The sequence below is a fragment of the Desulfopila sp. IMCC35006 genome (genome assembly GCF_005116645.1).
Taxonomy (GTDB): domain Bacteria; phylum Desulfobacterota; class Desulfobulbia; order Desulfobulbales; family Desulfocapsaceae; genus Desulforhopalus_A.
Genome location: NZ_SWCM01000006.1, coordinates 325,348 through 345,994, shown reverse-complemented (window position 1 = coordinate 345,994; position 20,647 = coordinate 325,348). Strand labels below are relative to the sequence as shown.

At 42.0% G+C, this 20,647-nt stretch carries 19 protein-coding genes and 1 riboswitch; of the genes, 8 read left to right on the top strand and 11 right to left on the bottom strand.

Annotation, left to right across the window (positions count from 1 at the left end):
* Positions 1-170 precede the first annotated feature (170 nt).
* Together FCL47_RS12980 and FCL47_RS12975 are read left to right on the top strand one after the other, a co-directional pair.
* Complete coding sequence (locus tag FCL47_RS12980) at positions 171-542, top strand: hypothetical protein (protein ID WP_136813927.1); 372 nt, start codon at positions 171-173, stop codon at positions 540-542.
* 437 nt (positions 543-979) lie between these two features.
* Positions 980-1,378: an H-NS family nucleoid-associated regulatory protein gene (locus FCL47_RS12975; RefSeq protein WP_136813926.1), complete on the top strand. Its 399-nt coding sequence runs from the start codon at positions 980-982 to the stop codon at positions 1,376-1,378.
* 136 nt (positions 1,379-1,514) lie between these two features.
* Here the strand turns inward: FCL47_RS12975 and FCL47_RS12970 are convergent, their stop codons facing one another.
* The 5 genes from FCL47_RS12970 to FCL47_RS12955 form a co-directional block, all read right to left on the bottom strand.
* Positions 1,515-1,709, bottom strand: a complete 195-nt coding sequence (locus FCL47_RS12970; protein WP_136813925.1) for a hypothetical protein — start codon at positions 1,707-1,709, stop codon at positions 1,515-1,517.
* Positions 1,710-2,144: 435 nt separating this feature from the next.
* Positions 2,145-2,672 (bottom strand): hypothetical protein, encoded by a 528-nt coding sequence (locus FCL47_RS12965; protein WP_136813924.1) that lies wholly within the window; start codon positions 2,670-2,672, stop codon positions 2,145-2,147.
* Positions 2,669-2,845 (bottom strand): hypothetical protein, encoded by a 177-nt coding sequence (locus FCL47_RS24400; protein ID WP_153306369.1) that lies wholly within the window; start codon positions 2,843-2,845, stop codon positions 2,669-2,671. Before FCL47_RS24400 ends, FCL47_RS12965 begins: the two co-directional genes overlap by 4 nt.
* A 357-nt stretch (positions 2,846-3,202) precedes the next feature.
* Positions 3,203-3,979, bottom strand: a complete 777-nt coding sequence (locus FCL47_RS12960) for an AAA family ATPase (RefSeq protein ID WP_205747305.1) — start codon at positions 3,977-3,979, stop codon at positions 3,203-3,205.
* A 44-nt stretch (positions 3,980-4,023) separates the two neighbouring features.
* The gene (locus tag FCL47_RS12955) at positions 4,024-4,803 is read right to left on the bottom strand and encodes a hypothetical protein (RefSeq protein WP_136813922.1); all 780 of its coding nucleotides are present in this window, start codon (positions 4,801-4,803) and stop codon (positions 4,024-4,026) included.
* Between the two features lie 182 nt (positions 4,804-4,985).
* On the opposite strand from FCL47_RS12955, the gene FCL47_RS12950 reads away from it, so the two are divergent.
* Both FCL47_RS12950 and FCL47_RS12945 read left to right on the top strand, forming a co-directional pair.
* A complete protein-coding gene (locus FCL47_RS12950) occupies positions 4,986-7,037 on the top strand; it encodes a phage tail tip lysozyme (protein ID WP_136813921.1) in 2,052 nt (683 codons plus the stop codon).
* 142 nt (positions 7,038-7,179) lie between these two features.
* A complete protein-coding gene (locus tag FCL47_RS12945; RefSeq protein WP_136813920.1) occupies positions 7,180-7,395 on the top strand; it encodes a hypothetical protein in 216 nt (71 codons plus the stop codon).
* A gap of 336 nt (positions 7,396-7,731) precedes the next feature.
* Here the strand turns inward: FCL47_RS12945 and FCL47_RS12940 are convergent, their stop codons facing one another.
* The gene (locus FCL47_RS12940; protein WP_136813919.1) at positions 7,732-7,941 is read right to left on the bottom strand and encodes a ribbon-helix-helix protein, CopG family; all 210 of its coding nucleotides are present in this window, start codon (positions 7,939-7,941) and stop codon (positions 7,732-7,734) included.
* A 387-nt stretch (positions 7,942-8,328) separates the two neighbouring features.
* Between FCL47_RS12940 and FCL47_RS12935 the strand changes: the two genes are divergently transcribed.
* Both FCL47_RS12935 and FCL47_RS12930 read left to right on the top strand, forming a co-directional pair.
* A complete protein-coding gene (locus tag FCL47_RS12935; RefSeq protein WP_136813918.1) occupies positions 8,329-9,093 on the top strand; it encodes a hypothetical protein in 765 nt (254 codons plus the stop codon).
* A 20-nt stretch (positions 9,094-9,113) separates the two neighbouring features.
* A complete protein-coding gene (locus FCL47_RS12930; RefSeq protein WP_136813917.1) occupies positions 9,114-10,148 on the top strand; it encodes a hypothetical protein in 1,035 nt (344 codons plus the stop codon).
* 193 nt (positions 10,149-10,341) lie between these two features.
* Here the strand turns inward: FCL47_RS12930 and FCL47_RS12925 are convergent, their stop codons facing one another.
* The 3 genes from FCL47_RS12925 to FCL47_RS12915 form a co-directional block, all read right to left on the bottom strand.
* On the bottom strand, positions 10,342-12,144 hold the full coding sequence (locus FCL47_RS12925) for a recombinase family protein (RefSeq protein ID WP_136813916.1): 1,803 nt from the start codon (positions 12,142-12,144) through the stop codon (positions 10,342-10,344).
* Between the two features lie 98 nt (positions 12,145-12,242).
* Entirely contained in the window at positions 12,243-13,061 is an 819-nt protein-coding gene (locus FCL47_RS12920; protein WP_136813915.1) for a ComEC/Rec2 family competence protein, read from the bottom strand.
* Positions 13,058-14,347: a 3-deoxy-D-manno-octulosonic acid transferase gene (locus tag FCL47_RS12915; RefSeq protein WP_136813914.1), complete on the bottom strand. Its 1,290-nt coding sequence runs from the start codon at positions 14,345-14,347 to the stop codon at positions 13,058-13,060. Before FCL47_RS12915 ends, FCL47_RS12920 begins: the two co-directional genes overlap by 4 nt.
* A 157-nt stretch (positions 14,348-14,504) precedes the next feature.
* Here FCL47_RS12915 and FCL47_RS12910 point away from each other — a divergent pair, with 157 nt between their 5' ends.
* Complete coding sequence (locus FCL47_RS12910; protein ID WP_136813913.1) at positions 14,505-15,260, top strand: 16S rRNA (uracil(1498)-N(3))-methyltransferase; 756 nt, start codon at positions 14,505-14,507, stop codon at positions 15,258-15,260.
* Between the two features lie 66 nt (positions 15,261-15,326).
* Here the strand turns inward: FCL47_RS12910 and FCL47_RS12905 are convergent, their stop codons facing one another.
* Both FCL47_RS12905 and uvrC read right to left on the bottom strand, forming a co-directional pair.
* Positions 15,327-16,865 carry an aldehyde dehydrogenase family protein gene (locus FCL47_RS12905; protein ID WP_136813912.1) on the bottom strand — a complete coding sequence of 513 codons (1,539 nt, stop codon included), beginning with the start codon at positions 16,863-16,865 and terminating at the stop codon, positions 15,327-15,329.
* Between the two features lie 172 nt (positions 16,866-17,037).
* Positions 17,038-18,843 carry an excinuclease ABC subunit UvrC gene (uvrC, locus tag FCL47_RS12900; protein WP_136813911.1) on the bottom strand — a complete coding sequence of 602 codons (1,806 nt, stop codon included), beginning with the start codon at positions 18,841-18,843 and terminating at the stop codon, positions 17,038-17,040.
* 145 nt (positions 18,844-18,988) lie between these two features.
* Positions 18,989-19,196, top strand: a riboswitch (cobalamin riboswitch).
* 102 nt (positions 19,197-19,298) lie between these two features.
* On the opposite strand from uvrC, the gene thiC reads away from it, so the two are divergent.
* A complete protein-coding gene (gene thiC, locus FCL47_RS12895) occupies positions 19,299-20,645 on the top strand; it encodes a phosphomethylpyrimidine synthase ThiC (RefSeq protein WP_136813910.1) in 1,347 nt (448 codons plus the stop codon).
* The last annotated feature ends 2 nt before the right edge of the window (positions 20,646-20,647 follow it).

The following is a 20,647-nucleotide window of genomic DNA, read 5'->3' as shown; positions in this document are numbered from 1 at the left end:
CGCAATCAAATTCGAAATGAAGCAACACAACAAGCTGTGGCGCAATCAACGATACAAAATCGAAAACGAAAAAAGCTCCTTAAACGATTAAAGAAACCACCTGCAAGTTCTTAACCGGATATTACTGTGAAAAATTGATAAAAATATTTTCACGGGTTTTGTTGGCTCTGATGATCCCGACATTTGCGTATGCAGGAGAAACGAAAATCTTATTCTACCAATCGAAATTAAAAGGGATTCCGGGACTTGTCGGAGATCAGACATCAAAAGACTATTATATTAAAGAGAGCCTCAAAAAGATTGATAATAATCCCAATCTTTTACAGATTAAAATATATGCAACTACTACAAGTCCAGAGGGTACAACAACATATCGCTATACAGAACAAATTAATTGTACAACACGAAAATTTACAATGATTCAGTATTGGAGTTCTGGGTACGGAAATGATAATGGAACGATGGTAGATGGTGAATGGAAACCAGTTGATGATTACGATGGTTTCCCTCAACTTATGGAAAAAATCTGCAAGGAAAAATAAAACGGTATAATCGCTGAACAAATCGTTTCTTAGCCTGAATCTCACATAAGCTGAATGATGAAAAACCAGTTGATGCGAGTACTTGTATTGCTTTGTGAAGAACGAGGCGTGACGATGTCGGTTTGTGTGTTTTTAGATGTAAACGGCAGGGTGAATAAAGAAAAGCAGTATACATTCGCTGCCTGCCATAGCTACAATGCAAATAAAAAGATTGTTGAAGAATCCAAAACATAGCCAGATTAATTGACCTCCTAAACACCAATACAACTTCTTCATCTACAAAATATCTTACAAAGAATAACCTTCTCTTCTTTACAACGATGGATACTGTGTAGTACATTGGCTTGCTTTTGTTTAAAATTTGATTAACGTTAAAAATCAATTTATAAAGAGCATTAATACATACCATTTTACCACAACCAGAATGAGGACATTGGATGAGTGACTTTTTGAGAATCATTACCCATGCACGTCGTTTTAAAAGCGCATTGAAAGACATAGGTGTTGAACAACTAGAAGAAGTTAAGATCAAACTTCAAAAAATTATTGATGACAGAATTGCCGAGGAAGAAGCTGAAAGAATTGAGAACGCTGAGAAGAACGAGAAAATTCAGAAATACAAAGACTTGCTAGCTGCAGAAGGTATTGATCCAAATGATTTGCTGGACGAACCTGCCGAGAAACAAATGAAAAGAGCACCACGTCAACCAAAATACGAGATTTGGAGTGAAGAAGGAAAGCATATTACCTGGACAGGACAGGGACGTATGCCAAATGTTTTTAAAGCACGTATCGAAGCGGGTGAATCACTCGACACTTTTACTATAGATAAATGATTCGATAAATGATTCCAAGATAGCGTAAAGATGAGGTCTTTTCATTGTTGTGTATCTTCAATGACAGGACCTCATCTTTTTTGATAACTGTAGAAACCTCGTTTACACCTTACCTAAAGAAATATTTGCTGTAATTTTATCTCAGCTTAGCTACCACATCAAGATACTTATCAATAAGCGTTGTATCAGGGTTGCTGTACGCCTTCATTAAAAAAGCCCTGGCTGCCTGCTGATCAAGGTCGATCACTTCATGAATTGATGTCCCGTTGAAAATTGCATGAGCCTTATCGACCAATTCTTCTATGTCGTCAGTGCGCCTTAGTATCTCCATTATTTCCTCCGTTCGTTGCTCTATTAGTCCTTCCTCGATAAAATGATTTTGTACTGTTGCAGTGTAGCACGAGCCATCTGACAAATTTCTTACATTCGTGAAAGAATTTTTCTTGGTTGTTTTTCGCCTAACCTTGTGCTGATGATGTTCATGAAGGATTGAAGGTTAGCTGCGATAAGAGGAAAAAGTGTTGTGAGGTGCTTGAGGAACTTGTTCGTTGGACTAAAGCAGATGGACTACAAGTCCATCTCAAGATTCTCTATGAAAAATCTCTTATTTCAACAGCTAAAATATTTTACCCAGTTTCAGCAACCTCAATAAAACATTAGACGAATAAATTTTTTTTGTCTAATAGGCGAACGAGTTGTTTAGAGCAATATGCGACGCGGCAATGTGCGAATATCACCAATTCAAGGAGAGGGGCGTAAGCAAAACTTAAATCAGGATCTGTTTTGGAGGCGAACATTTAAAAATTTCTTTTGCCAGAGTTGCCGCTCCCTCAATGAGTTTTTTATCTAAACCTGAATTGATATCTTCTTCGCATCGTAAAGCTAGTTCTTCCAACCAATATTTTTTTGATTTCATAATCAATGCCCAGATATCATTGATTTCTTTCTTTAGTTCGTGATGAATAACAGCCCTTAAAGTGTGTATCCAAAGCATCAGTGATAGTGACTTTATCGGCATTTTGCTATTGTTACATATTTTAATAAAATCATTTATATCTTTAAGCATAAACGGGTAGGCATGTAATTCTGGTATTAAATCAATTTCTTCATGAGATGGTGTGACATGTCTCATAGGATTTATATTTCCTTCCATTTGTAGCAATGACCTTATCCAAACACTAAAAACAAAAAAATTTGCAATCCTTTTTTCGTCTAATGACGAAAGCATCTCCGTATATTTTATAATCTCTTTTCGATATGACCGTACGGCTAGTTTTCTTATTATTGAGATCATTTATATATATTCTCCTTTAAATTTCGTAATTTATCAATCGTCTCTTCTATATGTTTAGATATTTCTATTTTGGTAAGGTTATGCAATTCAATATTTGCAGTTAAATCGTAAAATTCAGGCAGAAATTCTTCTTTTCTTGAAATTCTCTTAACCTTAATGTCAATAATGCTCATGTCTTTGCTCCATAAATGTTTTTTAGAAATAAAGTGCTTGCAGAGATTAAAAGCCAAGGCATAACTTAATTAAGTTAAAAAAACACGATGGAGCATCAAAAATCAAGACATCTTTTGGTATTTTTGTCTCTACTAAGAGACCATTTAGTAAAGTAGTTAGATGAAATGATCGTCCACAAACTAAGTATGCTCTATGTGAACCCAATTCTAGCGTTTTTGTAAGCATTGGACAACATGATGGGAATAGAGAAACTCCTTGTCTTCAACCCATCGTCATCAGGATTGAGGAAAGCAGCAGATACTTCCTGATTTTCTATTCAAGCTATCTGCCAAATCGAGACTACCATACCTAAAAGCCTAGCAACAAGATAAAAGCTCACCTTCAATGCTTACACTACCCTGTAGTTCATTGATGATCTTCCGAATGTCCCAGAAATCAATAAAGAATTCGTTGATGTAGTCATCTAAGTCCTTCTCCTTGTACATTACGTTTTCGTTATTGAGAATAAAAATCAACCGATTTTTCAATTGTGCGGTCAGTGGGTTCTGTTCTTTCTCTTCCCAATCAAAACTAAGCTCCTTAACTCTGCTCACCACTCCATCATGAATCTTTGAAACATCATTGGCAATCAAGATTGTGCTTTTTATCGGGGTATCAAACCCTTCAAGATATCGGAGAATCTCTTTCTGCACTGGAATTTGAAGGTGATCTGCTTCATCAATCATTGCAATGTAACGAGAACCGTATACCGATGTTGTAGCGGAAAGAGCATACAAGTCCCTTATGTTGTGCTGTAATCTTGATTTCGGTGTCAGAGCGTTAAATTTCAGTTCATTGATAATAATTTCTGCAAATGATGTTTTACCGATTCCATAATTCCCATGTAAAAGAAGATTTTGAAGTCTTCCTGTTTTGATGATTCTTGCTCCTGCTTTCTTTACTGAATCAGGTACTATTAATTCATCTAAAGTTCTAGCTCGGTATTTCTCTGTCCATGAAGCAGCAGCGTCACCCATTCCAGCAGAACATATTTTAGTTGGCTTCTTGTTCTTTACAGGTTTGGTATTAGTCAAGAAATCAATAACTTTCGTTCCATTCAAACTTGCATTTACATTTGAAAGAGCTTTTCCCATTCTCTGTTCTCCGTTCTTTTGTATTTCGTTCATTATTCCAGAATTTACCCCCTGTACCCGCCTTTGACGCTTGATTTGGTGTGCAGTTGAGATTCTGTAAATGTCAGTGATATGTTTGTTTGAACGGCTGAACCACCATATTTAGAATCCAATTTTGAATCGCGATGCGCAACCATCTTGCCAACACCACCATAATTTATTGAGTAGTCTGTTAAATAACACGGCATTAATTGAGGGAGCCATTTCTGTGAAAATTTAACTAACCATGCTGATGGGTACGTGAAATATACGGTATAAGCATCGGCAAAATCAGGAAGACAATTCTCCTGAAAGAATTGAATAAAGTCCGTGACGTTTTCAGCTTCTTCTTTATTAAGAGGAATAAATTCAAAATCTAATTGAAATTGCCTATAGCCAACACCTTGAAATGTCATTTCAGCATTTGGGTTAACAGCGGACTTATTCTTGTGCATTATATAATCGTTTGCACCATCAATTCCTAAAAGATCACCTACTCTTGATGCTACATTACGTTCACCTTGATTTAGTACACCAGTCATTCCAACTGCAACAGCGTCTATATAAGAATTGTTTTTATTATACCCGCCAATCAATGAAGCACCTAATGGTGAATCAGGAGTAAATTGTTTTTGATCCCACATTATTGCACCATTGCTTGATACATTTACGGGCATAGGGAGAATAATGTTTTCTATGCCGACGGTTAATATTACATATGGCGCATTCTTTGCGATATCACCTAATCTTTTTGGGACTCTACTCTTCTTCGGTGCTGTAAGGAGCAGATCAATTCTATCACTCATTGGTTTTCCTCTATATTTTGGTGTTCTGTTAGGTGTTCTGTCTGTTGTTCTGTTTGTTCTCTTGATATTACTATTTATGCGGTTTTATGAGGTATTAATGCTTATTCCCGCTGTAACTCTTATAAATAGTATAAAGAAATGAATTATCAAAAGCAGTAAAATATATAGAAAGGAAATTCCATATGAAAGCACCAGCGGGAGTGTCATCACAAGACCAAAGACTCGGAAATATAATGAAATCGCAAAAGTCATTATTTGCTGCCTCAATGAAGAAAATGCTTTCTAATCAGGAAAGTACTGAAAAAATACAATCCGAGGCATTCAAATCTTTCTCCAAGACTATAAAAGATATTGGAAAGAGTGTAGGCAAAAACAATTCAGCAAAAGATGCCAAAGCTAATTCTAAAGCTATAACTGTGCTGAAAAGAGAGATTGAAAACACAAATAGTGTAACTATTGAGGAGAAGAAGTCATTAATCAATCTTACAAAACAAGTCCAAGCCGCTAATATTTCCGTACGAAAAAGCCAAGTCTCAATGGTCAAAACAATTGGGAAGTCATTTAAAGATAATCTCCCATCTATCGGAACTGTTATTGATTCAGTAGGTCTAGGAAACCCTGTTTTTGATTTAATTGGTAACACACTCAAGGGTGTATTAGACCAGCGAATAGAATTAGCCAGCAATGACGCAAAGAATTCTAAAATGGTTGAAGAAAATGTAAATAAAACAAGCGAGTTGGTTGATTTAGAGAACGGCACTAATTCAATATTGAGCGATCATTCCGCTAAATTAGACTACATTGGTTCTTTACTTGATGTAATGGTGTCTGGTGGTGAATCAGCTAAATTTGCCAAGATTGAATCAGATCGTGAAAGAATCCGAAGAGAAGAAAGTTTAATTGACGCAGTTGAAAATATTAATGTTAAAGGTAATGAAGGTTTAAATTTAAAAAATGAAAAGGGCGGTTTCTTTAGCGGGTTGGGTGACAATCTATTACAGGCAATTATTGGTGGCGGCGCTGTTACTGGAATTACTACAGCTCTCACTACGGCTTTAGGTGTTGTAATTCCAGCGGCATTAATTGGAGTAGCTGCTATTGGTACGTATCAAATATACAACCAAGTTAGTGATGGTTGGAAAAATGCCGCTGATAAATTGGGAAAAGAAACAGCAACAACAGCAGATGAATGGGCTTCTTCTCTCGGTAGTTTTTTTGGTGGTGGAATTGCTAGAATTTTAGATGATGTTTCAGGCTTATTTGGTATTAAAACAGAAATACAATCAACTATTGATAAAACCAGCACTAAATTACTAGCTGATACTTTTGATTTCTTTAAGGACTTCCAAAATAACATTAAAGGCATGTACAATGCAGTAATCAATTGGTTTAAAGAAAAATTCAACAGTGCAATATCATTTTTAATTGGTGATAGCACTGGAAGTGAAAGATTGAAATCATTAAAAGACACTCTGAATAATAAAGTAAATGATATTAAAAATGCGGCTAGTTCAATTGCAGATATGCCAGAAAAAAGAGCAGGTAATGGCAAGTACGGAAAATTCAAATATGGAAGCAATGACCAAAAAATTATATCTGAAATGAACAAGTTAGGCTACAATGAAGATGAAAAAGCGGCTATTCTCGCAAATATACATGCCGAATCTAATGGGGGTAACCCTAAAGCAGTAGGCGATAATGGTTCTGCTTTTGGGCTTCTTCAATGGCGTGGGTCAAGACAGGTAGATTTCAAGAAACTATTCGGTCACCCAATTCAAGATTCATCAATTGAAGAACAATTACAGTTTGCTAAATGGGAATCACATAACACTGAAAAATCAGCTGGCGATAAATTCAGAGCAGCAAAAGGCAAAGGAGCAAAAGCCGCAGCATGGTCTACAAATTTTGAGAGACCTCATGATGTACTCGGTGAAGCAAGCAGAAGGGCTGCAGCAGCAGAGAAAATTATAATTACACCATCTATGGATGATAGATTGTCACAAATGCATCCGTCTAATCGTCTATTAGAAAACCAATTTAAGGCTGATTCCTTACATCGCGCAGGAGTTGAAAAAGAAAAGTCAATGCGGGGTGGTGTTGGAGCTATTGTTAGTGCGCCTAAATCAACTAAAATAAATCAGACAACTAACAATACATCAGCGTACGTTGGCGCATCAAACCTTAGAAATCAAGATCCGTCAATTATCATGATGAACAACATGGTAAGTTATTAATTGTTATTTTCTTGTCGGTATTTGATGCTGACGATGCAGTTAGGCGGACAGTAATGTGATTGTACATGTAAAATGGAAAATGCTCTGACGAGCAATATTGAGCATCGTCAGAGCATTATGAACTAATATTTAAGGAGCTACTATGTGGCTAGAAATACCTGAAGATTCTAATTGGGAATATTCAAATACACCAAATGCGGACAAGAGGGACGTTGATTCTTATGATTACGATTATTTCACCGCTCACGTTGATGGGGTCAGAGGCGATGTAAATCACAAATACTATGTCCTTGCTAGACAGAAATCAGCCGTCAATTCTCATTCCGGGTACGGAGAGATTTATTTTTATGTTTCATAAGGTTTTCGGATTTTATGACTATTATCACTATTATCACTATTATCACTATTACTTGCTAGGCAGATACATTTTTTCTGGTACTTCTTTACAAACATCATAGATGACTTTGCAAACCTTGTGTTTCGTTATCACTAAGATTTTTTTCAATTTATATTGGAGTCCCAGCGTAATTAATTTCAGAGTTTGTTTTACATTGCTAAATAGATGTGGAAGGTTTCTGTTTTCTTCTGATTTTTCCATTTTGTGTTCTCTCTAAAAAAGATTGTTGTTCATTGCGGCGTCTTTTTAACCGAGTAAGGTTTACTTTCATTTTTCCTTACTCGGTTTTTTTTACGTTCAATTGGTTCCTGTTTCAGCATCGTCATCAATGTCATCAAGATACATTCCTAATACTTCACGAATCAATTCCGCTCTTGATATGAGCCGACTGTCAGCTATTTCATCAATGCGGTCTATTACCACTTGTTCCACATGAGTATTAATTTTTATCATGGGATCATTAGTTCTTACTTTCTTTCTACGGTTCAAGTTAGTTCTAAACTTCATCTCTGCCTCTTCTTTAGTATATTGGATTATGTGCTTCTATGCTTCTGTACATCTATTTATACAACCGGAACTGGTTTTCCGAGAGATTTTTTTCTGAAAAAGAAAGAAAGTTAATAATCATTAAGGAATTTTATCAAAAGGCTTTTCAGCGACACATGTGTCCTGATCCTATGGGAATAATTACCAAAAATGATTAGAATTTACTTCTTTGTAAAAATGGCGCAAAATCAACAACTAACAAGGTATTTTATCAAGATATCAAATACTTCAAATATAAATTTGACTTTCTATTTAGTTTTGACCGATACTGACACTGACTTAATTTTTTATCATGTCAATAGTGGCATAACATTAGAAAGACAACTAAAATAATCAGGAGACTTAAGGGTGAATATTTCGAAAGAAACACTTTCAATATTGAAGAATTATGCTCTAATCAACCCATCTGTTTTTATTCAGGCAGGGAGTATATTAAAAGTTATTGATCATGAACAGACGATTACGTCTAGTGCTACAGTTAAAGAAACATTTCCAAAAGATTTTGCAATTTATGATCTGCTTAATTTTATAAAGGTCATTGAAATGTTCGAGGGTGCTGATATTGATTTTGGGAATGCTGAAACAAATTTTTGCACAATAACATATAATAAAAAGCGAACAAAAGTTCGTTATGTGTATGCTAGTGAAGATCTCGTTGAAAAAGTAAATCGAGATATTGTTATGCCAGAGACTGAAATCAAATTTCATCTATCAAAAGATGATTTAGATGATTTAAAAAAAGCGACCGTCATTTTAAACTTACCACATATCAGAATTGTTCCATCTGGTAAAGACAAAGTTGATGTCACCGCTTGTAGTATTGATAACCCTTCATCTAATATTTTCACGATCAGTGTTTATGCGGATTTAAAAATAGATGATTTTCAAGTGGTAATCGATTTTTCTAAGTTTCAAACAATGATACCCGCTGATTATGACGTCCGAATTTCCAAAAAAGAGATAAGTCATTTTTCAACAAAGCACATAAAAAGCAAATCAGATTCAATAGGCGTTGAGTACTGGTTAGCACTTAATACGAATACTAATTTTGGTGAAATGGATGGTAACTGGATAAGAAAAAATGACCCGCATTACATTCCTGATTTTGAATAACAAGCCAACGGAGACACATAATGACAACAGAATTGCTTGATTTAGAGGAAATGACGGAAGAAGACGCAATTGAGACAGCGGAAAGACTTTCTAATAGTTCAGCCGAGCAAAGTAAGCTGGAAATATTAGAAGACGAAAGTCCTCTTGATAAATTTGAACGAGAATTTAAAAAAGGTCTTGAAAACGTTGACCCACTAATGGGTAATTATTATCGCCATAAAAGAATAAAGCAGAGCTGGAACAAAGCGGTTGAAGGTGTTTTTGAAGTAGGGTTTTTATTTCATAATGCCAAAGAACATTGTGAAAACCTTCATTCTGCAGAAATAAAGTCTACCAAGACGAATAAATATTGGGAAAGATTTATAAAAGAATCTCACTTTACCGAGAGGACTATAACCAGATTGATAAAAATTTATAGAGACCCAAAACTTAAGGCAAATGTGCGTCTATTGCCTAGTTCTTGGGGGACATTAATTGAACTCTCAAGTCTTTCTGAGGAGCAGTTTAATAAAGCCATTGAAGATAAGATGATACACCCTGGAATGTTGAGACAAGATGCTTTAAAGCTCAAGAAATCTGGAAAGAAGGAAAATGAGGAAAATGAGGAAAACGACTTATATAAAGGCAAAATCCGATCATTAATAGTTTATTTTGATTCTCTTGATGATGCTGACCTTGTTGAAAAAGCCGAAAAGGCTCTGAGAAAATTATCAACAAAGATTGAAGTTGATTCCTCACCTTTTGAAAAAGCGGGTATAGCAGGTCAAAAGAAAACAGAGACTGATTATGAAAAAAGTATGAAACGAGGTAGAAGAGAAGCCATTAAGTGTATTCGTGGTTATAAAGTGATGAAAGAGGCATTATATGGCAAGAAATTTAAGGAAGTTTGTCCAGAAATTCATGAATTCTTTTTAGAAGATTACTATAAGCAATTCATTGATGACCCAATCAATTCAGCTGGAGAAAATGAAATTGATAGTATGTTACAGGTTTGTGGGGAGACGAAAACCTGTGAACAGTTTGAACAAGATGCTTTCAACTGTAATAAGCCTTAGTTCTCTTTTCAATGCCGTGATTACATCTTTTATGATCACGGCATTTCGTTTCATTCAATGCTTGAGAAAATGCTATGGAATGCTGGAAGAATGCTGACGATGCTTGTGATGCAATAGTTTATCGGTGTTGCTTATGTGATACCCGCAAGCAGAGAAAATGCTATGCTGAGTGTTTTTGATGTAATTCTTAGTGTTATATTTTTCCCTTCAATACCTCAATCATCGCCTCTGTTACATTCGGGTTCTTTTTCAATTCTTCAATGGTCTCCTTAGTCAGAATTCCTTTCTTGTCTGTTTCAAAGAACAATTTCATGCCCTCTGTCTGATAATCGTGGACAAGTCGCAATGAACCACCGCCATTGAATAAGACTTCCACTTCCTTGAATTTACTAAACATTCTAGAAAAATTAGCCTTCCCAATTTTTTCCATTTCATATCTCTCTGAAAATATCGGGTCTTCCATAAGAGTCTTATACTGTTTTCCAACAGGGTAAATTTTAATTTCATCAATCAATAGCCTTATAGCCTTCTGTAATTTTCGCCTTGTATCAAGCCTTGTACCTTCATCGGTTGAGTTCATTTGCTGAATGACCGTTTTCAATGTCTCCAAATTCACTTCTGCACAGCCTTGTAAATTTTCTTGTGCAAGTAATTCTGCCTGCAATTCTGTATGAGTGTTTTTAAGTTCCTTTTGCTTGGAAAATTCTTCATTTATGGACTCAGTGAAAAATTCAATTGTTGCCTCACTTCCGCTTGTTAATGCGATTTTTAACTTTTTGACATTCTCCTCAGATTCTTGAATCTTGCTGTTGATCGTATTGATCTGAACTTTAAGGTTCTTGATATTGGCTTGTATTATTGATTGCTTGTCGTTTACAATGTCCCTTAATTCTAGTCTCTTACAACAATTAAGAAATGCCTCTTCTAAATGGTCATACCTGAATGAAAACATTTGATTGATGTTACAAATGCCTTTCTTTGCATTGTTACAATACAAGTATTGAAATCTCTTTCTGCCTCTAGTGCCGTAGCTCATACTGCCGCCGCAATAACCGCACCTTGCTTTCAAAGAGAAAATATTTTTCATTTGCCCGATCTTGCCGAATTGACCGCCTTTAGATTTTCTTATTGCCTGAGCCTCGTAAAAGGTATCTTCATCAATGATTGCGGGATAATAATCTTTTATTACTTTCCCATCTTCAATCATCTTCCTCTTTCCATGTTCTATTGCTGAGGTCTTCATGAATTGAATTTCGCCAAGAACCGCTCTTGTCGTAAGCAACCGATTTACTGTTGTATTTGCCCAACTTTTAGTGATTTTGTGAAATGTCTTCCGTTTTTCTTGGTTCAAAATCTTGCAAATTGTTTCAACACCGTGCCCTTGAATATATAGATCATAAATTCTACGGATTGAATCAACATGTTCAGAGATTTCTATGAATTTGTTGTTTTTTTCATCAAGTTTTAGCCAGGCAACATTTCTTGCTTTTATTTTTTTTCCATCTCGTGCTTCTTTTTTTGCTCTATTCCAAGTGTCAGTTCTTCTTTTTCCTTTTGTGTCTGATTCTTCATGGGCTCTTGCCATAATCATTATTGAACCAAACAATTGATAAGGCGTTCCTTTTATTGAACTTTGATCATATATTTGTTTGTCCATTAATGTAACAATTGTAATACCAGCTCTTAATATGTTTAAGAATTCTATTAGAGCATCAGGAACAGATTCCCTTGATAAACGGTCTAAATTCTCAACTATCAGAGCAGATGGTACGGGAATCTTATTTTCTTTTATTGCCTGTAAAAATACTCCTAGTTCGCCTTTCTCTTTGTGTACGGCATGAAAACCTGATAAACCTAGATCGTGCATACAGAGAGACTCGTCCATCTCCCAGTTCATCTCTTGAGCAAACTTACGTGCTGTTTCGACTTGCCTCTCAAGAGATTTCCCAGCCGCTTGTGCCGCTGAGCTGAATCTTACGTAACTATAACATTTCATTATACTTCTCCTTTCATCGTGTCGCTTTCAATGTCGCCTCAGTATAGAGGTGATCTAACAGCAATCTAGTGTACTGTATTTCATGTGTTAAAACAACATTACATTGCGAGGATATGCATTGTCCCGCTGCCCTTGAAAATTTCCAGAGTCTCGTCGCTGACATAACTGCGATCTCCCAGCAAAATGGCCCTGTAAATACCTCTTTGATCTGGGGGGACTGCACGGTCTATCTGCTTGCCTATTTTGGTCCTGAAAACTTCCGGCAAATAATACAGGATATGGAGCTTCGACCGGTTTTCTGCTATTTTATGCAAAAAGAGCGGTGAGCTGACAAAGCCGGTAATCCATATATCTTTTTCCGCCAGGTATTGGGCATAATCGAAAACCCCCGGTGTTCTGAAGCTGTCCGGGCGTTTCAGCTCAGTTCGAATGGCAAGGAGATCTCCCGGAGACAGGTTGTCCGGCCAGGGGCCAGCTAAGCGCAGGAAAACTTTTCCCTGTGTGGCAATCAGCGCGGCCTGCTCCTCGCGCCGGATGCTTTGCGCGTTAATTGTTACCTGGCTGGTTGTCCCGTCATAACCAGCCATCGTTGCCATGGTGCCAATGAGGACCACATCCGTCTTGTGTTTGATGGCATGATAGATATGTTTTTTACTGATCGGTGGCTGCAGCTGCAAAGAGCAATGATAGTAGCCGACGACAAAAACAAGCGGGATAAGCAAACAGAGAACAATCCGGGAACGTTTGAGAAAATACAGGACGAAAAGAAGAAGGAGCAAGCCAAAAAGAGCGGTCTCGTAAGACAAAAAGGAGGTTGTTGCCAGGTCCATCAACGGAGCGAGGGCAACTCCGCCAATAAAAGCGACTGTCATGACCGGCAGAAGATGGTCGGAAATATAGGAGGCCGGCTGTTTCACAAAATACGGCTGATAAGCTCAAGGTGTTTCTCTATGACCCCACGTTGTTTTTCTATGCATTGTCGGGCTGCCAGTCCCTGCGTTGCTCTCAGGTCCTGGGATGCCAGAAGCCGGTCGAGCAGCTCGCCGAGATCGCTGCTGCCGGCTATCTGGGTGGCCCCGCCTGCCTTCTGCAGGATATCGGCAATTTCGCTGAAGTCCTGCATGTTTGGGCCAAAAATAATCGGAATTCCCATAATCGCCGGCTCAATGGGGTTATGGCCACCTTGCCTGATCAGGCTGCCGCCGACAAAAGCAATATGTGAAAGGGCATAGAAATCAATGAGTTCACCTATTGTGTCGAGGATGAACAGATCGGCTCCCCCGGCACCATTGCCCGAACGCAGGGCTGCCGTCAGGCCTTGAGCTGCGGCCAGCGATTCAATCTCCGCGGCCCGGCCAGGGTCTCTTGGAGCAATAATCAGAAAAACCTCAGCATGTTTTTTTCTGAGTCGCATATAACAATCGATAAGAATTTTTTCTTCGCCCGGGTGGGTCGAACCACAGATAAAGAGAATACGGTTTTTGGGAAGAACATCTGCAGGGGAGGGACTTCCAGACCGAGGTCTATGTCCAGCTATTGTGTCGAACTTGAGATTTCCAAGGGTTAGAAGCTTTTTCGGAGGAAGTCCCAACGCCTTCATTTTTTCCCGGTCACGTTCAGTCTGCATGCACAGAAAAGAAAAACTTTGAAACATGGGAACAAAAAATCCTCGCAGTCTCCGGTAACCATTCATTGACTTTTCTGATATCCGGCCATTGACCAGAACTGTCGGCACTTTCTTTTTTTTTAAAAAAAGAAGGGTGTTGGGCCAGAAATCAGTCTCGACCAGGAGAAAAAGGTCCGGCCGGATATGTTTCGTGAAAAGGGCGACGACCGGCAGTATATCCAACGGGCTGTCGATGATATGATCGGCTGACAACTGCAGCAGCTTGTCCGCCAGGCGCTTTCCCGTGCGGGTGGAAACCGAGACAATAATTCTACTTTGCGGATACGCCTTGCGGAGGCCGGCGACCAGAGGAACGGCTGAGGTGACCTCGCCTACGGAAAGGGCGTGCAGCCATACAGTCTGCCTTGATGCCCCATTGTCTGATGTTTTGGACAAGGCAACTTTGTCAGCCAGTCCGAGTCCGAGGCGGGATGGAATGCGATCGCGATATTTAGAACTGGAAAGAATAAAAAGGATGATGAACGGTAAAAAAACAGCTAGTAACACCAGCTGCACAATATTATAGAGTACAAACATGTTAATGTATCCTTGCTCGGTTGTTTTGTTGCGATCCCTCTTCAAGGCTACCCGATAGAAAGCGTAAAAACAACTGAAAGAGCCTCCTGAATTGCATGCCCAAAATTGATATGGACACGATGCGCTGTACAGTGAGAAACCGAAACTGGCTGACGAAATGAATATTATTCTGGCAGAGGAAGGTGAAGTTGCCGACAGTCAACTGACACTTGTCGATCATCGAGCCAAGCACATAGTGAAAGTTCTCCGTGCTGAAGTCGGGGATCGGGTACGGGTGGGCCTGATTAACGGGGCCATGGGCTGCGGAATAATTTCAGCAATGCATAAAAAACACCCTTTTACAGTGGACCTGGATCTCACCCTGAACGAACCTCCGCGACCACGGCCGACGCTCGACCTTGTTCTGGCCCTGCCACGCCCCATTATGTTAAAGCGTATTCTCAGTCAGGTTACCGCGCTTGGGGTGGGCACAATTCATCTGATCAATGCCAATCGGGTCGAAAAAAGTTTCTGGGAGGCGGGAATTCTTCAGCCCGAAGAGTATCGCAGCCACCTGCTGCACGGTCTGGAACAGGCAGTGGACACCAGCTTGCCGCACATCCGACTTCATCCGCAATTTAAACCATTTATTGAAGACTTTTTCCCGTCCCTGGCATCCGATTATCGCCATCTGCTGCTGGCGCATCCAACAGGGACGCAGCTCATTGGCGAGGTCATCGACAGCAGCAACGGCCGGGTCGCTCTGGCCGTCGGTCCCGAGGGAGGCTGGGTGGAGTATGAGGTGAAAAAATTTCAGGAACAGGGCTTTTCCGGCTGCACCATCGGTGAGAGAATTCTCAAGGTCGACACAGCCGTCGTCGCCCTGCACGCTCGAATCAGCGCCCTGCGGGAGATGCTGTCGGAACGGGTGTAAATCGCTATGTTTCTATGGCCAGCCAAAACACCACAACGACCCAGAGTGGCTTTTTTTACCACGCCATCAATCTTCTAGTGCAAAACGGATACCCTGGGCGAGCGGCAAGTCCGAGCCATAATTGATGGTTACGGTCTGCCGGCGCATATAACTCTTCCAGGCATCCGAGCCGCACTCCCGTCCGCCGCCGGTGTCTTTTTCCCCGCCGAAAGCTCCACCAATTTCAGCCCCCGAGGTGCCGATATTGACATTGGCAATTCCACAATCCGACCCTCTTGCGCAAAGAAAGGCCTCAATCTGGTTTTGATTGGTACTGAAAATCGCTGAACTCAGACCCTGATCGACGGCGTTGTGCATGGTAATTGCGTTTTCCACGGTACCGCTGTATTTGATCAGATAGAGTATTGGTGCGAAGGTTTCTTCCCGGACGATTGGAAAATCGTGTTCGACCTCGGCAAGTGTCGGTTCGACATAACATTGCGAGGCATATTCGGGGCCCTTCAGCACATTGCCGCCGAAGAGAATCGTCCCGCCCTGCTTGACAATGGCCGTCACCGCTTTCTGATAGGCTTTGACCCCATTTTTATCGATAAGCGGTCCCATATGGTTGGCTTCAAGCAGGGGATTGCCGACTTTCAGGCTGGCATAAGCCTTGTATAAATGATCTTTCACTGCATCGAAGCAGGATTCATGGATAAACAGGCGCCGCGTTGTTGTGCAGCGCTGGCCGCTGGTCCCGACTGCGCCAAATACCACCGCCGGTACTGCGAGTTTCAGATCAGCATATTCGGTGATAATAATACCGTTATTGCCGCCTAGTTCCAGAATGGTGCGGCCCAGTCGCTGGCCGACTTTCTGGGCGGCTGTTCGACCGGCGCTTACCGATCCGGTAAAGGAGACGAGGGGAATTCTTTTGTCCTCAAGAATCTTTTCCCCGACAAGGCCGCGATCGCCGATAATCAGTGAGAAAATACCTTCAGGAAGATTGTTCTGGTCGAGAACCCTGGCAATAATTTTTTGCAAAGCAATTGCGGAAACCGGTGCCTTGGAAGAGGGTTTCCAGATGCTCACATTACCGCAGATGGCAGCGAGCATGGCATTCCAGCCCCAGACCGCCATGGGAAAATTAAAGGCGGTGATGATGGCTACGAGGCCTAGAGGATGATATTGTTCAAACAGACGATGATTCGGTCTTTCGGAGACTGTTGTCATACCGTAGAGCATCCTCGACTGGCCGACACAATAGTCGCAGACGTCAATGACCTCCTGAACTTCTCCAAGACCTTCCTGGAGTGATTTACCGGTTTCGTAGGAGATGAGGGTGCCGAGCGGGAGCTTGAAATCCCGCAGGCGAAGGCCAATCTGTCTGACTATTTCACCCCGCGCCGGAGCCGGAACGGAACGCCAGGCAGAAAATGCCTGGTTCGCCTGTTCAATCACCTGTTCATAGTTATTAATGGTCGCCTTGGTGATATGGGCAAACGTTTCACCATCAACCGGTGATACGGCAGAAAGCTGTTTTTTGCTTTTGCCTGTGAGCCATTGTGTTCCGGTCGAGGTACCGGCCATTTTTTTTTCCAGATACAGTTCGTCGAGAAAATTCATAGTCCACCCATCAGTGTCGTATTGAAAAGAAAAAACTGTCTTGTCGATTATTTACATTTTCGAACCATTGCGTCAAGCCGCCTTATCGATACCGGCACCACTGTGCAAGGAAAAGCGCAGCAGGTTCTGTTCCGGCGTGAGCCTCTGTGGCATCGCCTCGAAACAGAAAAGACTATTCCGGATGAAAGAAGTTGACAATTTCTCCGGCAAGCTCTTCACCTATGCCTTTCACTTCCATCAGTTCGGCAAGGGTTGCGGTCTTGATACGTTTCAAGCTCCCCATATGGCGCAATAACTGTTTCTTCTTTTCTGTACCGATGCCGGAAATCTGATCCAGCTCGGAGGCAAGCGTTGCTTTGTTGCGCAGTTTCCGGTGAAAAGTTACGCCATAGCGGTGGGATTCATCGCGAATTCGCATGAGATAGAGCAGGATAGGGTTGTGGGATGGAAGAATAATGGGGTTTTTTCTCTGCGGTTTATAGAGTTTCTCACCTTCTTCCTGTTTTTCTTTGGCGATACCGATCCAGTCTATCTGCTCAACTATGCCCAATTCTCCGGCCACGGCGAGAGCCATGCCCAGTTGCCCTTTACCACCGTCGACGACAAAGAGATCCGGCAGATTGTTTTCTTCTTTACCCCGCTGCAGTCTGCGTTCGAGTACCTCTTTCATCATCGCGTAGTCGTTTGGACCCTCAACGGTTCTGATCTTATAGTGACGGAAATTTGCTTTATCCGCTTCCCCTCTGGTAAAACAGACCAGCGAGCCGACGGCCTGTTTGCCGCTGATATTGGAGATGTCCAGGCATTCAATCCGGTTCGGCGGACGGCCCAGATGAAGGACTTTTTCCATCGTCCGGCTGAGATTCTGCCATGATTGCGTCTGTTTTTCCTTTTCTTCAAAGAGCTGCATGGCATTGGCGTTGGCCAGGGCGACCAGCTGCTGATTGTCGCCTCGCTGCGGGATTTTCAGGTGAACTTTCACGCTGGCGTGGTCGGTCAGGTATTCTGCGTGCAATTCGAGGTCCGCTGGTTCAAAGGGTAAAAGGACCTCGTTAGGGATAAGGCTTTCTGGATCATAAAATTGGCTTAATGCCTGGGAAAGGATAGCCCCGTCTTCGCCGTATGGGTCGCTGAAGAAAAAAGTACGACTGCCATTGATCAGGCCGTTTCTGATAAAGAGAATGGCAATGGTCACCGCCGCATCTTTTCGGGCGAAACCAAAGACGTCCTGATCTTTGCTGTGACTTGCGGCAATTACCTGTTTTTCCAGGGTTCGGGATAAGGCTGCAAGCTGGTCTCTTATGGTCGCGGCTTTTTCGAAGTCGAGACTTTCTGCCGCCGCCGTCATCTGTTCCTTAAGGGTCCGGACCAAATCCTGATTGCGCCCTTCCAGCAGCATAACGATCTTGCTGACGTGTTCCAGGTACAGCCTTCGATCGGCATTGCCGGCGCAGGGGGCTAAACATTTGCCGATCTGCCTGTTGAGGCAGGGGCGATCTCTTTTTTTGAGCTTGCTTCCCTTGCAGTTACGTAGAGGAAAGAGCGACCCAATGAGCCGCAGGGTCGACCACATGGCTGTGGCAGAGGAGTACGGTCCGAAATAGCGGGCCTTGTCGCGGTTTTTTCTTCTGGCCATGAAAACCCGCGGCCACTCTTCCTGGACGGTAACTTTGATGTAGGGATAATTTTTATCATCGCGGAGGATGATATTATATTTGGGATGGTGTTTTTTTATCAGTGAGGCCTCAAGAATAAGGGCCTCTTTTTCGGTATTGGTGATGATGGTGTCGACTTTTCGGACCTTCTCCAGCATCACCGCGGTTTTATTATATTCGGCCCCGGAAAAATGAGCATAGGAAGACAATCGTTTAAATAAATCCTTGGCCTTGCCCACATAGAGGACGGCGGATTTGGCGTCGAGCATCATGTATACGCCGGGGGCATGGGGCGCGGATGCAAGGGCTGCTTCTGGAAACATAGGAGAGGATTATTAGTACTTCATGTTAAGGAAGATGTGTATGGTCAACAACATATATCATCTTGCCTCTATCGTCACCTGTCGATTTCATAAAAATAATTCTATATTTACTTTTTGATGTATCTTCGGTAGTATCGTTTCCGTAGTGTATACATATCTGCCAGGTGCCGCCGGGTTTTTTAATAAAACCCCGGAGGTGAAAAGGGAATACGGTGCAAATCCGTAACGTTGGGCCAGCGCTGTAAGCGGGGACAACGGCTGCTTATAACCACTGCTTCAGTTTCACGGGCGGGAAGGTGCAGCCGGAGGGTGATCCGCAAGTCAGAAGACCTGCCTGGGAGAAAAAGACTTTCTTGTCCGTAATAAGTCCGTACCGCCGGGTAGCAATCTGCCCGGCTGTACGGGCTTTTTTTTTGCCCGCACGACAGGGATTAAAAAATGGAGAAATGTACACCATGAAAACACAGCTTGAATTGGCAAGGGAAGGGGTCACTACCAGCCAGATGGAGCAGGTAGCACAACAGGAAAAGATAGCCGCAGAGATTATCAGAAAAGGGGTGGCCGCCGGACATATTGTCATACCCTGTAACCCGAACAGACCACATCAGAAAATTTGCGGTATCGGCAAGGGCCTGCGGACCAAGGTCAATGCATCCATCGGGACCTCTTCAGATATCTCAGATTTCGGCCTGGAAATACGTAAAGCCAAAATTGCTGAACAGGAAAAGGCCGATACCCTGATGGAGCTGTCAACCGGCGGGGACCTGGATGCCATTCGCCGGGCAGTGCTTGACAGCTGTTCGCTGCCTGTCGGCAATGTTCCGCTTTATCAGGCTTTTGCCGAGACGAGCAGAAAATATCACAATCCCAACAAACTTGATCCGGAATATCTTTTTGAACTGATCGAACGGCAGCTGGCCGATGGCCTGTCGTTTATGGCCATCCACTGCGGCATCAACCGATTCTCCATAGAGAGACTGCGTAAACAGGGTTTTCGCTATGGTGGACTGGTATCGAAAGGCGGTACCTTTATGGTTTCCTGGATGGAATATCAAAACCGGGAAAACCCTTTGTATGAGCAGTTCGACCGGGTCTGTGCCCTGATGAAAAAATACGATGCGGTTTTGTCGCTTGGCAATGGCATTCGCGCCGGTGCCATCCATGACAGCCATGACCGGGCACAGATGGCGGAGATGATCATTAACTGCGAGCTGGCCGAACTCGGTCGGAACATGGGTTGCCAGATGATGGTGGAGGGACCGGGCCATGTGCCCCTTGATGAAATCGCCGGTAATATCATGCTGGAAAAGGCAATGAGCGGCAACGCGCCCTACTATGTTCTCGGGCCGCTGCCCGCCGATACCGGAGCAGGGTATGACCATATCACCGCGGCCATAGGTGCGGCCCAGTCGGCCTGGCACGGAGCTGATCTTATCTGTTATATCACTCCCGCGGAGCACCTGGCACTCCCCAATGAAAATGATGTGCGGGAAGGAGTCAGGGCAACGAGGCTTGCGGCGCGGATCGGCGATATCGCTAAATATCCGGAAAGGAGGGAGGTGGAAAAGCGGGCGGCTCTGGCCAGACGTGACAGTGATTTTGATGAATATTTTAAATTATCGATGTTTCCTGAGAAAATGCGTGAGGTGCGCGACAGCAGAAAACCCGATAACGAAGCCACCTGTACTATGTGCGGTGATTTCTGTGCTATGGAGCGCGGATACAGCCTTTTTAAAGATGATATCGCCGGAGACAAATGTCGTCATCCTGAAAAAAAGCAGCTTGCTGAAACAGAAGAATAAGC

Bases quoted from the DNA above. Each gene is read 5' to 3' on its own strand.
- FCL47_RS12905 (WP_136813912.1), bottom strand. From the start codon at position 16,865: ATGAATTTTCTCGACGAACTGTATCTGGAAAAAAAAATGGCCGGTACC.
- FCL47_RS12975 (WP_136813926.1), top strand. From the start codon at position 980: ATGAGTGACTTTTTGAGAATCATTACCCATGCACGTCGTTTTAAAAGC.
- FCL47_RS24400 (WP_153306369.1), bottom strand. From the start codon at position 2,845: ATGAGCATTATTGACATTAAGGTTAAGAGAATTTCAAGAAAAGAAGAA.
- FCL47_RS12970 (WP_136813925.1), bottom strand. From the start codon at position 1,709: ATGGAGATACTAAGGCGCACTGACGACATAGAAGAATTGGTCGATAAG.
- FCL47_RS12925 (WP_136813916.1), bottom strand. From the start codon at position 12,144: ATGAAATGTTATAGTTACGTAAGATTCAGCTCAGCGGCACAAGCGGCT.
- FCL47_RS12940 (WP_136813919.1), bottom strand. From the start codon at position 7,941: ATGAAGTTTAGAACTAACTTGAACCGTAGAAAGAAAGTAAGAACTAAT.
- FCL47_RS12945 (WP_136813920.1), top strand. From the start codon at position 7,180: ATGTGGCTAGAAATACCTGAAGATTCTAATTGGGAATATTCAAATACA.
- FCL47_RS12955 (WP_136813922.1), bottom strand. From the start codon at position 4,803: ATGAGTGATAGAATTGATCTGCTCCTTACAGCACCGAAGAAGAGTAGA.
- FCL47_RS12960 (WP_205747305.1), bottom strand. From the start codon at position 3,979: ATGGGAAAAGCTCTTTCAAATGTAAATGCAAGTTTGAATGGAACGAAA.
- FCL47_RS12910 (WP_136813913.1), top strand. From the start codon at position 14,505: ATGAATATTATTCTGGCAGAGGAAGGTGAAGTTGCCGACAGTCAACTG.
- FCL47_RS12950 (WP_136813921.1), top strand. From the start codon at position 4,986: ATGAAAGCACCAGCGGGAGTGTCATCACAAGACCAAAGACTCGGAAAT.
- FCL47_RS12915 (WP_136813914.1), bottom strand. From the start codon at position 14,347: ATGTTTGTACTCTATAATATTGTGCAGCTGGTGTTACTAGCTGTTTTT.
- FCL47_RS12965 (WP_136813924.1), bottom strand. From the start codon at position 2,672: ATGATCTCAATAATAAGAAAACTAGCCGTACGGTCATATCGAAAAGAG.
- FCL47_RS12980 (WP_136813927.1), top strand. From the start codon at position 171: ATGATCCCGACATTTGCGTATGCAGGAGAAACGAAAATCTTATTCTAC.
- FCL47_RS12930 (WP_136813917.1), top strand. From the start codon at position 9,114: ATGACAACAGAATTGCTTGATTTAGAGGAAATGACGGAAGAAGACGCA.
- thiC (WP_136813910.1), top strand. From the start codon at position 19,299: ATGAAAACACAGCTTGAATTGGCAAGGGAAGGGGTCACTACCAGCCAG.
- uvrC (WP_136813911.1), bottom strand. From the start codon at position 18,843: ATGTTTCCAGAAGCAGCCCTTGCATCCGCGCCCCATGCCCCCGGCGTA.